The organism is Bacillus altaicus (genome assembly GCF_042136375.2).
In the GTDB taxonomy this organism is placed as follows: domain Bacteria; phylum Bacillota; class Bacilli; order Bacillales; family Bacillaceae_G; genus Bacillus_A; species Bacillus_A cereus_U.
In genome coordinates this window covers 1,663,379-1,677,560 of sequence record NZ_CM143394.1, presented here as the reverse complement: position 1 = coordinate 1,677,560, position 14,182 = coordinate 1,663,379, and the positions used below count along the sequence as shown (strand labels likewise).

Below are 14,182 nucleotides of genomic sequence, written 5' to 3'. Positions count from 1 at the left end.
AGCTTTTTTTACGCATAATGATCACAAGTTTGGCGCTTCAATAATTTATGCGGAATAATAATGCATTTTGAAGTAGACTCAGAATGCTCTACCTTATCAACTAAAGCTTTTGCCGCTTCATACCCTAATTGATAAATATTCACATCAACTGTTGAAAGCGGTGGACTAGCAATTTCTGATAATAAAGCATTGTTAAAACTTACAATAGAAACATCTTTCGGTACAACAAATCCTTTTTTAGAAAGCGCACTTAACACGCCAAGTCCAATTAAATCATCCGTTGCCATAATTGCCGTCGGTGGTTGCTTTAGTCCCATTAATTCCTCAACAGCCTGTTGACCACTCTCTCTTGAAAAATCAAAGTGTAAAATATACTCTTTCGGTAATATAATATCTGCTAGTTTCAAAGCATCACTCATCCCCGCCAAACGATCTCTCGTTACAAGTAAATCTGATCCACCGCCGATGAACGCGATTTGTTTATGGCCTAATGAAATCAAATATTCGGCTACTTCTCTTGCTGCTGTATAATTGTCATTATCTACATATGTAATTTCATCTTTTCGATCATATGGTTTTCCAATTAATACAAACGGGAAATTTTGATTATGCAAATACTGAATAATCCGGTCATTTTCTCTTGAATATAAAAGAATAATTCCACCAATTTGCCGCCCTTGTACCATCTTTACAACACCATTAAAAATTTCTTCTTCCGTTTCACCTGTCGACATATAAAGCGCATACCCTTCCATATGTGCAAATGAGCTAATTCCTCTTATAACTTCTGGAAAGAATGGGTTTTGAAAAGCTTTACTTGCTGAGCTCGGCATAACGAGCCCAAGTGTTTTCGTTGTTTGATTTGCAAGGTTTCTTGCATTTAAATTTGGGTGATAGCCTAGTTCACTCATCACTTTTCGAACACGGCGCTTTGTCTTTTCACTTATACTTGGATTATCAGCAATTACACGGGAAACTGTCGATGGTGCAACATTTGCCTTCTTCGCCACATCTTTAATTGTAACTGTCATAAAAATCCCCCCTCTCACTTCTCTGCCATATTTCATATATTGTTATCCCGCTATTTGCCGGGCAGTAAGACCCCCACTGATTAAAGTTTCACTTTATCTTGCAACCGGTGCAAGTAATAGGAGAAGTCGTAAACTTTCATCTCTTTGTTTTATCTTGCAAAAATCATCTTATTCTCCCTCTCCATGTATTGTAAGGGATATAGCTCTTTTTTCCTATACTATAATATACTATTTATTTCACATTTTTTCACATTTAATGTCAAATCTCTTTTCATCTCCCTACAAATCCTTTTATAGAGAGATGAAAAGAGAAATGGGACGTAATGTCCCATTTTCATCCTTTCGTACCACCAGCTGTTAAACCAGAAATGAAGTATTTTTGTAATGATAGGAATAAAATCGAAATTGGTATTGCAATTAATACTGAACCTGCTGCAAACGTCGTAAATTCATTACCAAATTTCTTCGCTACCATTTCATATAATCCAACTGCTAAAGTGTAATTTTCCGGCGTGCGTAAAATAATACTTGCTAAAATGAAATCTGTAAATGGACCGATGAAAGTGAATAATGCTACAACCGCTACGATTGGCTTTGCAAGCGGCATAATGATTTGCCAAAAAATACGGAAGTGCCCTGCTCCATCCATGCGGGCTGACTCATCCAACTCTTTCGGAATCGTATCAAAATACCCTTTCATAAGCCAAGTATTCATTGGAATTGCTCCGCCCACATAAATTAAAATTAATGCAAGATGTGTATCAATTAATCCTGTTAACTGCGCTAATACGTATAGTGCGATTAACGCTGCAAAGTTCGGAATCATTTGTAGAATTAAAAATGTTAATAAACCATTTTTTCTTCCGACAAAACGATATCTCGAAAATGCATAAGCAGTAAAGCTAATTGCTAACACAGAAAAAATCATCGTCATAACACTAACTTTTAACGTATTTTTATACCAAAGTAAGTAATTACTTGAATCAAGATCAAGTAGCTTACGATAATGATCTAACGTAGCATTTTTCGGAATAATGCTAGAACCAGATAAACTATCTCCTGGATTAAACGATGAACCAATAATCCATAGTAATGGATAGAAAATAATCGCACACATTATGAAGATAACCAAATAACTTAATGAAAGACGTAACATCTTTTGTCGTTTAATATTCATTTACATCATATCCTCTTCTTGGAATGATTTTGTTCTCTTAAATTGCCATAACGCAACTGTAATAACGATTAACGATAAAATCATTGTAAGAGCTGCTGCTTTTCCGTACTGCGCTGAAGTCATCGTTAACTTATAAATCCATGAAATTAAAATATCCGTTCCACCTGCATCTTGCCCCGCTACAGCAGGACCTCCGCCGTTAAATAGATAAATGATACTAAAGTTATTAAAGTTAAACGTATATTGTGTAATTAAAATTGGTGCTGTTGCGTATAAAACAAGTGGCAATGTAATTTTGCGGAACTGTTGCCAAGCAGTTGCTCCATCTACTGTAGCAGCTTCATATAATTCTCCTGGAATCGATTGCAATATACCTGTTGTCATTGCAAAAACGAATGGGAAACCGAGCCACGTTTGGATCATAATTAAAGCAATCTTCGCCCAAAACGGATCTGTCATCCAAGCAATCTTTTCAATCCCGAATAAAGCTAATACTTGATTATTAATTGCTCCAAATGTTTCATTAAACATACCCGAAAAGACAAGAATAGATACGAATGCTGGAACAGCCCACGGTAAAATGAAGATTGTTCGAATAATTGCCTTACCTTTAATACCAGGCTGATTTACGATAATCGCTAAGAAAATACCAAGTGCAACTTGTAATGTTGTTGCAACAAATGTCCAAATGACAGTCCAAGAAAATACACTTAAAAATGTCTCTCTCCACATTGGTAATGTGAAAATATCAATAAAGTTTTTAAAGCCCACCCAATCTACTAATTTAGCTGGAGGAGAGTGATATAAGTCATAGTTCGTAAATCCAATTAAGATTACAAAAATGATTGGAAATACAACTACAAAGATAAGTAATAGAAATCCTGGTGAAACCATTAAATATGGAAAACCTTGATCTAATAAGTTACGGTATTGCTCTTTTACTGAGTTTAATGGTGTTCCTATATCACGTTTCTTCCCATTTTGGTATGCATCATATAAGTTAAATCCATATATTCCAAGTCCGAACACTATGACGATAAGTGCCAAAATCCCTTCTACTAATAGAAAGACAGAATGGTCACGTGGAACTTCTGTACCGAGCGTTACAATTCCCCATAATCCAATATTTAACAAATCAGCAAATGCTACAATAAATGAACCTGTTAATACTAGAAGAATAAGACCTTTTACATATTGTTTATTATATATTTGGCCCATGCCTGGAATAATAGATAACATGGTCGCCATTTTCCTATGTTTCGAACCGTTCATATCTTTCATTGGTTCCATAGATGTTTGCATGTTCCTTCCCCCTTTTTTCTTCCTACTTGGAAGGGAGAGAATTCGTGCCTCTCATATTAGAGGCACGAATTTCACCTTATTTTTGCTTACTATGATTTGCCTCAATATTTCCTTTAATTTGTTTCACTGCACTATCAAGCGCGGCTTTTGGTGCCTCTTTATCTGTAACAACTAACTGCAGAGCGTCTCCAGCTGGTTTCCATACTTCTTGCATTTCTGGAATATTCGGCATTGGAATTCCATTTTCTGATTGAGTTGCAACTGCTTTTGCAGCTTCATTATCTTTAATAATTGGATCTTCCATTACTGATTTTACTGGAGGAATTTCTTTTGTCTTCTCAAATCTAATTTTTGCGTTTTCTTCGTTCGTTACCCACTCAGTGAATTTTGTAGCTAAATCATTTTGTTTAGAGAAGCTTGTTACATGCCATCCTTTTACCCCAACAAATGTTTTCATCGGTTGACCATTTGGTAATTTCGGCATTGGAGCAACACCATAATCAATTCCGTTCTTTTCCATCGCTTGGAACGCCCACGGTCCGTTCATAATAGATGCTGCTTTTCCTTCATTGAATAATCCATCAGCAGCCGGGCCGCCAGACTCACCGATAATACCTTTTGGGAATAACTTTTCTTTGTACCATTTTTGAAGATATTCAGCACCCTGTACTGCTCCGCTATTATTTAATCCAACATCACTTGCATTTGGCTTTCCATCTTTCTCACCAAATACATATCCGCCCATACCTGCCATAAACGCGTTAGCAAAGTAGAAGTTATCTCCTAATGTTAAAAATCCGTACTTGCCATCCTTCGTAAAGTCTTTTGAGAAGTTAAACAGCTCGTCCATCGTTTCTGGTGCTTTTTGCATTAATTTTTTATTGTAAATAAAAATTGGTGTTTCAATTGCTTTTGGTAAACCATATAATTTCCCGTTGTATGTCTGTGCTTTTATTGATAAGTCAGTAAATTTACTCTTCACTGTGTCATCTGCTTTTACTTCAGAAAGTAAGCCTTCTGTTACTGCATTCCCAATTTGATCGTGTGGCAATGTTACAACATCTGGTCCCGTCCCCGCTGGTCCATCAAGACGTAACTTCTTCACTTGATCTGTCATTTGCATTTCAACAACTTTTACTTTTACTTTATATTTTTCCTCAAAGCTTTTCACGGCCGGTTCTAGACCCACACCTTTTTTATCATCTTCCCAAACGAGAAGATCATAGTCTTTCTTCGCTTTACTTTCTTCTTTTTTCCCTGAATCTTTCGGTCCACATGCAGATAACATGCCGATTGACAATGCTGAAATCGTTAATAGTGATAATGCTTTCTTCATCCCAAAAACCTCCCTAAATTGTCTATGTACCTCTTTAATTGAAAACGTTTGCATTTAATAGTTTAATAGAAGCGCAAACAATATCTAAATCTATGAAAACGTTTGCGCTATTTGTCTATCATTATACATCCTTTTATTCATTTTGCAAATATTAATTTTCAAAATAATCTTATCATACTCTTTATTCATTGACTTTACATAAAATGAATACTACTCTTATAAGCAATATTAAAGTTATGTGGAAAGCAATCGTTTGCAACATAATCTTTATTATTTCGTTTACGGGAACAATATGTATAGAGATATTAAAGGGGGATTTTCTATATGCTTAAAGAAGCGATCTATCATAGGCCAAAAGATAATTATGCATACGCTTACGATGAAAAAACAATTCACATCCGAATACACACAAAAAGAGATGATGTTCACAGCGCCGCCCTCATCTACGGTGATCCGTACGAATGGCAAGATGGGAAATGGATTACAGCGAGTACACCGATGAAAAAAACCGGATCTACTGAGTTATTTGATTATTGGTCGGTTTCAATCAAACCAAAATTTAAACGCTTACGTTATGGATTCGAATTAAAAAACGACGTAGAAACTCTTATTTATACAGAACGAGGATTTTTTTCTAACATTCCAAATGATGATGTTGGTAACTTTTTCTGTTTTCCATTTATTCATGCAAACGATGTATTCAAAGCACCGTCCTGGGTTAAAGACACAGTTTGGTATCAAATTTTCCCAGAACGATTCGCTAATGGGGATCGCACACTGAATCCAGAAAACACCCTTCCTTGGGGAAGTACTGAACCAACTCCAACTAATTTTTTCGGCGGAGATTTTGCTGGTATTATTCAAAACCTTGATTACCTTGTTAAACTTGGAATTTCCGGAATATATTTCACTCCTATTTTCAAAGCTCATTCGAATCATAAATATGACACAATCGATTACATGGAAATTGATCCACAATTCGGGACGAAAGAAACTTTCAAAGAACTCATTGCAGCGTGTCATAAACATGGTATAAAAGTAATGCTCGACGCTGTTTTTAATCATAGCGGATACTTCTTTGATAAATTTCAAGACGTGCTAGAAAATGGCGAGCAGTCAGCTTATAAAGAGTGGTTCCACATTCATGAATTTCCGATCATAACTGAGCCACTTCCTAATTACGATACTTTCGCATTTACACCGTATATGCCGAAATTAAATACGGCACATCCAGATGTAAAAGAATATTTACTTGAAGTAGGTCGTTATTGGGTAAGGGAATTCCATATAGATGGTTGGCGCCTTGATGTAGCAAATGAAGTCGATCACAGTTTTTGGAGAGAATTCCGAAGTGAAATAAAAGCATTAAATCCTGAAGTATATATTTTAGGCGAAATTTGGCACGATGCACTCCCCTGGCTACAAGGTGACCAATTTGATGCTGTAATGAGCTATCCGGTTACAAACGCTCTACTTTCTTACTTTGCTAACGAGTCCATTAATTCAAGTGAATTTATGAAACAAATTACAGATTCTCTACATTCCTACTCTATGAATGTAAATGAAGCGGCATTTCATTTATTAGACAGCCATGACACACCTAGAACTTTAGCAACATGTAACGGGGATAAAAATAAGTTAAAGTTACTCTATGTATTTCACCTTTCTTTCATCGGTTCTCCTTGTATTTATTACGGCGATGAAATCGGTATGGATGGTGGAATGGACCCTGGCTGTCGCAAATGCATGATATGGGATGAAAAAGAACAAGATACTCTTTTATTTACACATATACAAACATTAATTTCATTACGGAAACAATATAAATCATTTGGAGGACACGGTACTTTTCAATTCATTGAGGCAAATGATGAACATAATTATATTTCTTATACAAAAACATATGAAGATGAAACTATCTTTTTCGTTTTAAATCCTACTAACAGTGAAGTTACAACCTCACTCCCTCTTCGTATTACTGGGAAGAAGATAATTAACATTTATACAAACGAAGAATTTTCAGCGGAAGCAAGTGTATTACAAGTTACACTTCCACCGTACGGATTCTCTATTTTAAAATGGTAATAGAAAAATCCTTATGCCAGGGTGGCATAAGGATTTTTCTTATTTCAATTTAAATACCATTGCTTCATATGGTCGTAACGTAATGTTTTCTATCGATACATTTTCTACGTCATAATTGTATATTAATAACTCTGATTCACTATAAATAATATCCTCAGGCAATTCAAATACACATTCATCTGCAGTGAAGTTTGCAATCACCAGAAGCTTTTCTTCTTCATATGTTCTTACATAAGCAAAAATAGAAGGGTTATTTTCTAGTATTAAATCATATGTTCCATACACAACTATTTCATTGTTTTTGCGTAACTCAATCAATTTTTTATAGTAATAAAAAATTGATTCTTCGTCTTGGATCGCATGTTTCACATTAATCTCTTTGTAGTTAGGGTTTACCGCAATCCAAGGCTCACCCGTTGTGAATCCAGCATGTTCTCTATCATCCCACTGCATCGGAGTTCTAGCATTATCTCGGCCCTTTATATATATAGACTGCATCACTTTATCTATATCTTCGCCGCACTCTATAACTTTTTCTTTATACATATTTAATGTTTCAATATCTCGATATTCATCAATCGATTCAAATCGAACATTGGTCATTCCGATTTCTTCTCCTTGATAAATATATGGTGTCCCTTTCATCATATGAAGTACTGTCGCTAACATTTTTGCTGATTCAGTATGATAAGCTCCATCATTACCAAAACGAGATACAACGCGAGGCTGGTCATGGTTATTCCAATAAAGGCTATTCCAGCCTGTTTGTTCTAATGCTTTTTGCCACTTTGTTAAATTTTGTTTCAAAGTAATAAGTGAGCATGGTTTTACATCCCATTTCCCACCTTCTCCAGAATCTAAATCCATATGTTCAAATTGGAATACCATTTGCAGTTCTTTTCTAGCTTCTCCTGTATACAATTTAGCTTCTTCTGTTGTTACACCAGGCATTTCCCCAACCGTCATAATGTCATACTGAGACAATACGTCTTCATTCATTTCATGCAAATACTTATGAATGTTCGGACCGTTCATAAAATGTTTATGCCCTGAAACATATCCTTCTTCATCCGTTTCAACAGCTGGTAGGCCATCTTCTTTAGAAATAAAATTAATAACATCCATACGGAACCCATCAATTCCTTTTTCTAACCAAAACTTCATCATATCATAAACATCTTGTCTTACCTTTTCATTATCCCAGTTTAAATCTGGCTGTTTTTTAGAAAACAGATGCAAATAATATTCATCTGTCATTTCATCATATTGCCATGCAGAGCCACTAAATGCTGCTCCCCAGTTATTCGGCTCTTTCCCTTCATTTCCAGGACGCCATATATAATAGTCTCTATATTTATTTTCTTTTGATTTACGTGATTCAATAAACCAATTATGTTCATCTGACGTATGATTAACAACTAAGTCCATCATAAGTTTCATATTACGTTTATGCATTTCATGTAATAGTTCATCCCAATCTTCCATTGTTCCGAACTCGTTCATAATTTTACAATAATCACTTATATCGTAACCATTATCATCATTTGGAGATTCATAGACTGGTGATAACCAAATTACATCAATACCTAGTTCTTTTAAGTAATCTAGCTTCGCAAGAATACCACGAAGATCACCTATACCATCACCGTTACTATCCATAAAACTACGAGGATAAATTTGATATACTACACTTTCTTTCCACCATTGTTTTTCCATTATGCTACCCCATTTCATCTATACTATTGATTCTTTTTTCTTTTTTTAAGGCGCAAACGTTTTCATTACTGAATGATAACAGATTCCATCCAAATTTAAAATAGCGCTTACAATATTTATTTTCTTTTTCTGATAAAACATGTGAAACTTATTATATATTCATAGGAATAATGAAAACGTTTTATTTTTTTATAGTGTTTTTATTTCTTTTTTGAATCTATTCGTTTATAATAAATTCAAAGAAAACGTTTGCATAAACTTTCTAGGGGGAAATATCATGGCAGAACTTAAATTAGAAAATATTTATAAAATATATGATAATAACGTAACAGCCGTAACAGATTTTAACTTACACATTCAAGATAAAGAATTTATCGTATTCGTTGGTCCTTCTGGATGCGGAAAATCTACAACACTACGAATGGTAGCTGGACTTGAAGATATTTCAAAAGGAGAATTTTCAATTGATGGTAAGCTAATGAACGATGTTCCTCCAAAAGATCGAGATATCGCAATGGTCTTCCAAAACTACGCTCTTTATCCACATATGAGTGTGTATGATAATATGGCATTTGGATTAAAACTTCGAAAAATACCGAAAGATGAAATCGACCGTCGAGTGAAACATGCAGCTCAAATTTTAGGACTTGAACAATACTTAGATAGAAAGCCGAAAGCTTTATCAGGTGGACAACGCCAACGTGTCGCATTAGGTAGAGCAATTGTTCGAGACGCAAAAGTCTTCTTAATGGATGAACCATTATCAAACTTAGACGCTAAACTACGTGTTGCAATGCGATCAGAAATTTCCAAATTACACCACCGCCTTGGTACAACGACAATTTATGTAACACATGATCAAACTGAGGCAATGACAATGGCTTCACGTCTTGTTGTTATGAAAGACGGAAAAATCCAACAAATTGGAACTCCAAAAGAAGTATATGAAACACCTGAAAATATTTTCGTTGGTGGTTTTATCGGTTCACCCGCAATGAATTTCTTCCGTGGAAAATTAACTGAAACCGATTTCGTTATAGACAGTTCACTAAAGATTAAAGTATCTGAAGGAAAAATGAAGTTATTACGCGAACAAGGCTATGCAAATAAAGAAATTGTTTTAGGTATTCGTCCAGAAGATATTCATGATGAACTATTATTTTTAGAAGCTTCACAATCTACTACTTTCACAACAAAAATTGAAGTTGCAGAGTTGTTAGGGGCTGAATCCATTTTATATATGAAACTTGGAAATCAAGATTTTGCAGCACGTGTTGATGCAAGACATACCTTTTCACCTGGTGACCAAATTAACCTTGCTTTTGATATGAATAAAGCACATTTCTTTGATAGTCAAACTGAACAACGTATTCGCTAAGTATACATGCAAATACAACACCTTCTTTTTTAGGTAGAAAGAGAACCTAGCCATGCATAGAAACGGTCAAATCCTCTTCCTATCCCGTGCCACATTAAAACAAAAAAATAGTGGGTACGAAATCACTTGTATGCTGTATAGTTGCTACTTATACGATAAGAAATTAGAATGGCTGAAAATACACACAAAAAAACCGTCCACATATATACTGGGGGCGGTTTTCCATTATTATACTAGGGCTTCTATTGTATGAAATGATTGTCCTCTCGTGCTAATAATACCGAAAACTGGTAAATCACTGAGCACCACTTCTTCTTGCTGTTTCATAAAAGATGACGTTAATTGTTTTATCTCTATCCAAACGTCATTAATACAAAGTACATTGGAATCGTTCTCTTGTTGGCGAGAAAAAATAGAATCTATTTTATACAGACCCGCATTTTGAAAAAGCATATCAACACGACTATATGCCTCCATAGCAAAACTGATAACACGTTGCCAATCTCCTTGTTTTCCCATATCGTAGGATACAAAAAGTGCCTCTCCGCCTAGATTCGTAATTTCCTCAGCTGTTGCTTGTCCACTTTCTTGATCAATGTCCGTCACAATTACTTTTGCGCCTTGCTTAGCCAACAAAAGAGCTGTACTACGTCCAATACCGATGCCACCACCAGTTACAATGGCAACCTTTCCTGCAAGCTTCATTTTCATTACCCCTTCTATAAGTCTTACCGTCATTCAGTATACTCTTTTATTAGATTAATCCGCAAGCAGGAAAAGTTAACTCGAAAACTTATAAGCGATTACTTGTTTGTTTCTTTTTTTTCTTACTATTATACTGATCGAAGGTTAAACCAATAAAAATAAGAATTCCCCAAAATATTAAGCTACCTCCAGTCATTGCAAATCCCCCTTTGTTATATAACGATATTATTTATGTCTATTATACCATTATCTTAATTTTCAATCTATTAAAACGAAAATAGGGTGTTTGAATTAGCTACCGCTTCTTTAAACATCCTTCAGTAATATGGAAGGTACTATATAGGAGATATCCACCCTATATAATCAAATTTTTTACGAAATTAAAAATAAGACTTTTTATATACAAACAATAAAAAGTCTTATTTCATTAGTAGCACTTATAATTTAAATATTACTTATACAAGACTCATCACTTTCGTCTTTGCAATTAAATCATGGAAGCCACAATTATCTTTGCGGAATAACATCATATATACATTGCATATTAATGGAACTCCAAGTAATAATATGCTTGGTAATAATAATACCAAAAATCGTATTATTAATGTTTGTAACGTTAGTTTTTCACTTGTTAACGAGATTATTTTTGTTCTTGTTACCTTTTTACCAAGTGTAGAACCGTTCCAAAGAAAAGGTAACACAATAAAATTTATAGCCATTAATACGAAAACAAGTGTAAGGTCATATCTATAGTCACCTAAACTTATATTAAAACGATTGAAAATAGCACTATAGTTTCCGGTAATAATAGCTACTACTGCACCGTACGTAACCGAGATTAAAAACATGTCAATAAGGGAAGCACCTATGCGATTCATTACAAGCGCTGGACGATGCATCTTTAACTTCATTTTGTGTCGACTCCTTCATATCCTTCTTTACCCGTTTCATCGTACCACTTCTAAAAAACATTGTAAACTGGCGTTTCGCTTACTTTTCTTGTACAATGTTTTACAACAGCATTGTAAAGGAGGTTCCCATATTGAAAAGATGGATAATCCTATTTGCCGCACTCTTATTAACAGGTTGCACAGGCAATACAAACCATTTAACTTATACAATTAACGATGAATATGAACTCATACATACTTCTGGAGATGCATTTGAACTTTTCCCCTCGCAGGATGCTGTATATGCTACACAATACATCCCTGCAAAGATTACAGAAATTGCTTGGGACGATAAATACATTATCACAAAACAAATTGAGGAAAAATCAGATCCAAATAATCCTGACGCAGCAATTACAAATAAAAAAAGTGAACATTATTGGATTATCGATGTAAAGCATAATAAACGATTTGGTCCTTATAATGAAAAACAATTTAACGAGCAAAAAGATGCTTTTAAAATTACAGTGCCTTTTCAAAGTGTAGATTCATATGTGAAAGAACTAAAAAAACAGTCAGCATAACTTTTTATGCTGACTGTTTTCGTTTAAATACACACCTTACTTAGAAAATGAGATATTGAAAGTTTGTGGCTCTTTAACAGCTTCATGAGTATCTCCCACTGCTAAATCATCTGTTGTAAACTTAATATCCTTTACCTTCTCTTTTCCATCATCGAGTATTAAACCGATAATTCCTTCTCGTGTCTCACCAGGTTTATAATCTTCCCTTGATACACTCTTTGTGCCTACAAGTGTGTCTTCTTCATATAAAAAGTTTTGAGTCGCTACATTAAAATGCTGTTTGTCATTAATAATAACATCATTCATAGAGAAAAATTGCATGTTCTTATTTCCACTATTTTCTACCTTATATGTAATTTCAACATACCGAATCGTATCGCTAATCTCAGTTCCACTTAACGATGCATATAATTCAGCATCTTCTTGACTCACTTTATCTCCCAATCTACGCTTTACTTCTTCAGGAGTTAATGCAGTATACACTTTCAATGTATTTTTTGCATCTTTGCTCATTTGTGATAATGAGATAACTTTAACGTCTTGTACGTGAATTTTCATTGGGGCTACTTCAAATGTCTGATTCACAGAATGAATCTGTTCTAATTCAAAAGTCCCCCATCCCTTTTCTTTCACCTTTTGCCCTACTTTTTTAAGCTCACGCCCACCATACTCTTTTGTTTCAGGAATAAATTCTTTCTTTTTAGGTTCTGCTTTCTTTTCTTCTTGATGGAAGCAACCACTTAACATAAGAAGAAAACTACATAAAACAAAAATACTTTTCCATGCTTTCATCATTTAATTTCTCCTAACACTATCATTCATTAAAATATATTAGTCCCTTGTTTTGTAAACTATAGAAACAATGAAAAGTCCACAAAAAGAACTTGTCAGTCCAGATACCATTATACCTCCTATTTGGAAAATATGAAAATAGGGGTCTAATAACGCATGAACGATAAATATAGTGGCTGCCACAACGATAGATGAAGTCCAATATTTCTTTTTTTCCGAAGTTAAACTAGTATCTTGATCAGTTTCCCTCCTATATTTCCATAGTACATATATTAGTAATAGTAGACCAAAACACGTACTCCCATGCTGTAAAAATTTATAAATTGGAATACTATATACTTCTTGCTGTAACAGCGGCATTTTCATAACAAAATAGCCGGTCTTATGAGTAAAAGCATCCCAAACGACATGCGTTACCATACCGAATAAAGCAGAATAGCAAAATACAAAAATATCTTTCCAAGTATAAAGCCCCCACTTCTCATCTACTACATATTTATAGTAACTAGCAAAAGGCTTAGGTAAATGTGTTATAAATGGTCCTTTTAAAATACAATGATATGCATATGCTAATAAAAAAACGAGTGGTAAATTCAAATATAAGAACCCAGCCCATGTATGGCCAATAATACCGTATGGCCTAAAATGTAAAAAATATTCAAAATCAGGTGCCATACTACCTAATATAAGAGCCGTCACTGAAATATAACTAGAATGTTTCTTAGCAAAAGGGAGAACAGCTGCTGGATGTGCGAATGTAAATGGCATAGTTTAACTCCTTTTCATATTTCCAATAGCATACATATTATCATAACGATATGAACAATCTCTATGCAATGTTTATTTTCACATTGGAATATGATAGTTTAAATGTTATAATCCACATAAAATATTCAGAAAATAAGAGGAGTTCATGCGTCGTTAACACTTGTATTTTTTCTTGTTTTGTTTACCTTGTTTTTAAGTATATACATTGGCTTCTTTCTATGGAAGCACTTGAAAATTATAAAATATGCGCCTACTCTAGTTGGCTTTATGAGCGTTCTTTTCATTTTTATATGGAAGAGAATTACTTTCGGCTGGGAAGGTCTCGGTTTTGGCGCACTTCAATATACAATTTTATTAGCTAGTTTTCTTAAACTTGTATTCGCTGCTTTTTTAGAAACAAAATCCGTTATGAATTGAG

The 14,182-nt window shown here is 34.4% G+C and carries 14 protein-coding genes; 4 read left to right on the top strand and 10 right to left on the bottom strand.

All coding sequences use genetic code 11. The features are described 5' to 3' along the window. Nucleotides 1-8: 8 nt before the first annotated feature. The 4 genes from malR to ACE38F_RS08905 all read right to left on the bottom strand — a co-directional run bounded on the left by malR (nucleotide 9) and on the right by ACE38F_RS08905 (nucleotide 4,846). Entirely contained in the window at nucleotides 9-1,031 is a 1,023-nt protein-coding gene (malR, locus tag ACE38F_RS08920; protein ID WP_215554041.1) for a maltose operon transcriptional repressor MalR, read from the bottom strand. 334 nt (nucleotides 1,032-1,365) lie between these two features. After that, nucleotides 1,366-2,208, bottom strand: a complete 843-nt coding sequence (gene malD, locus ACE38F_RS08915; protein ID WP_002088365.1) for a maltosaccharide ABC transporter permease MalD — start codon at nucleotides 2,206-2,208, stop codon at nucleotides 1,366-1,368. After that, nucleotides 2,209-3,510 carry a maltosaccharide ABC transporter permease MalC gene (malC, locus tag ACE38F_RS08910; RefSeq protein ID WP_002160655.1) on the bottom strand — a complete coding sequence of 434 codons (1,302 nt, stop codon included), beginning with the start codon at nucleotides 3,508-3,510 and terminating at the stop codon, nucleotides 2,209-2,211. A 76-nt stretch (nucleotides 3,511-3,586) separates the two neighbouring features. Continuing rightward, on the bottom strand, nucleotides 3,587-4,846 hold the full coding sequence (locus ACE38F_RS08905; protein ID WP_204208348.1) for an extracellular solute-binding protein: 1,260 nt from the start codon (nucleotides 4,844-4,846) through the stop codon (nucleotides 3,587-3,589). 324 nt (nucleotides 4,847-5,170) lie between these two features. Between ACE38F_RS08905 and ACE38F_RS08900 the strand changes: the two genes are divergently transcribed. Continuing rightward, nucleotides 5,171-6,931: an alpha-glycosidase gene (locus ACE38F_RS08900; RefSeq protein ID WP_375369456.1), complete on the top strand. Its 1,761-nt coding sequence runs from the start codon at nucleotides 5,171-5,173 to the stop codon at nucleotides 6,929-6,931. 39 nt (nucleotides 6,932-6,970) lie between these two features. Here ACE38F_RS08900 and ACE38F_RS08895 read toward each other — a convergent pair whose 3' ends face one another. Next, nucleotides 6,971-8,647, bottom strand: coding sequence for a glycoside hydrolase family 13 protein (locus ACE38F_RS08895; protein ID WP_375369457.1), 1,677 nt, complete (start codon nucleotides 8,645-8,647; stop codon nucleotides 6,971-6,973). Between the two features lie 277 nt (nucleotides 8,648-8,924). On the opposite strand from ACE38F_RS08895, the gene ACE38F_RS08890 reads away from it, so the two are divergent. Further along, nucleotides 8,925-10,025, top strand: coding sequence for an ABC transporter ATP-binding protein (locus ACE38F_RS08890; RefSeq protein ID WP_215554044.1), 1,101 nt, complete (start codon nucleotides 8,925-8,927; stop codon nucleotides 10,023-10,025). Nucleotides 10,026-10,253: 228 nt separating this feature from the next. Here the strand turns inward: ACE38F_RS08890 and ACE38F_RS08885 are convergent, their stop codons facing one another. From ACE38F_RS08885 to ACE38F_RS08875, 3 genes are all read right to left on the bottom strand, one after another. After that, entirely contained in the window at nucleotides 10,254-10,763 is a 510-nt protein-coding gene (locus tag ACE38F_RS08885) for an SDR family NAD(P)-dependent oxidoreductase (RefSeq protein WP_033710801.1), read from the bottom strand. Between the two features lie 55 nt (nucleotides 10,764-10,818). Beyond that, nucleotides 10,819-10,926: a flagellar motor protein gene (locus ACE38F_RS08880; protein ID WP_375369458.1), complete on the bottom strand. Its 108-nt coding sequence runs from the start codon at nucleotides 10,924-10,926 to the stop codon at nucleotides 10,819-10,821. A gap of 259 nt (nucleotides 10,927-11,185) precedes the next feature. Beyond that, the gene (locus ACE38F_RS08875) at nucleotides 11,186-11,641 is read right to left on the bottom strand and encodes an RDD family protein (protein ID WP_002014800.1); all 456 of its coding nucleotides are present in this window, start codon (nucleotides 11,639-11,641) and stop codon (nucleotides 11,186-11,188) included. 131 nt (nucleotides 11,642-11,772) lie between these two features. Between ACE38F_RS08875 and ACE38F_RS08870 the strand changes: the two genes are divergently transcribed. Continuing rightward, entirely contained in the window at nucleotides 11,773-12,204 is a 432-nt protein-coding gene (locus tag ACE38F_RS08870) for a DUF3997 domain-containing protein (protein ID WP_002033805.1), read from the top strand. Between the two features lie 36 nt (nucleotides 12,205-12,240). Here the strand turns inward: ACE38F_RS08870 and ACE38F_RS08865 are convergent, their stop codons facing one another. Then, a complete protein-coding gene (locus tag ACE38F_RS08865) occupies nucleotides 12,241-12,999 on the bottom strand; it encodes a hypothetical protein (RefSeq protein WP_375369459.1) in 759 nt (252 codons plus the stop codon). A gap of 36 nt (nucleotides 13,000-13,035) precedes the next feature. Continuing rightward, nucleotides 13,036-13,764 (bottom strand): DUF4184 family protein, encoded by a 729-nt coding sequence (locus tag ACE38F_RS08860; protein ID WP_375369460.1) that lies wholly within the window; start codon nucleotides 13,762-13,764, stop codon nucleotides 13,036-13,038. Between the two features lie 132 nt (nucleotides 13,765-13,896). Between ACE38F_RS08860 and ACE38F_RS08855 the strand changes: the two genes are divergently transcribed. Then, nucleotides 13,897-14,181, top strand: coding sequence for a hypothetical protein (locus ACE38F_RS08855; RefSeq protein WP_375369629.1), 285 nt, complete (start codon nucleotides 13,897-13,899; stop codon nucleotides 14,179-14,181). The last annotated feature ends 1 nt before the right edge of the window (nucleotide 14,182 follow it).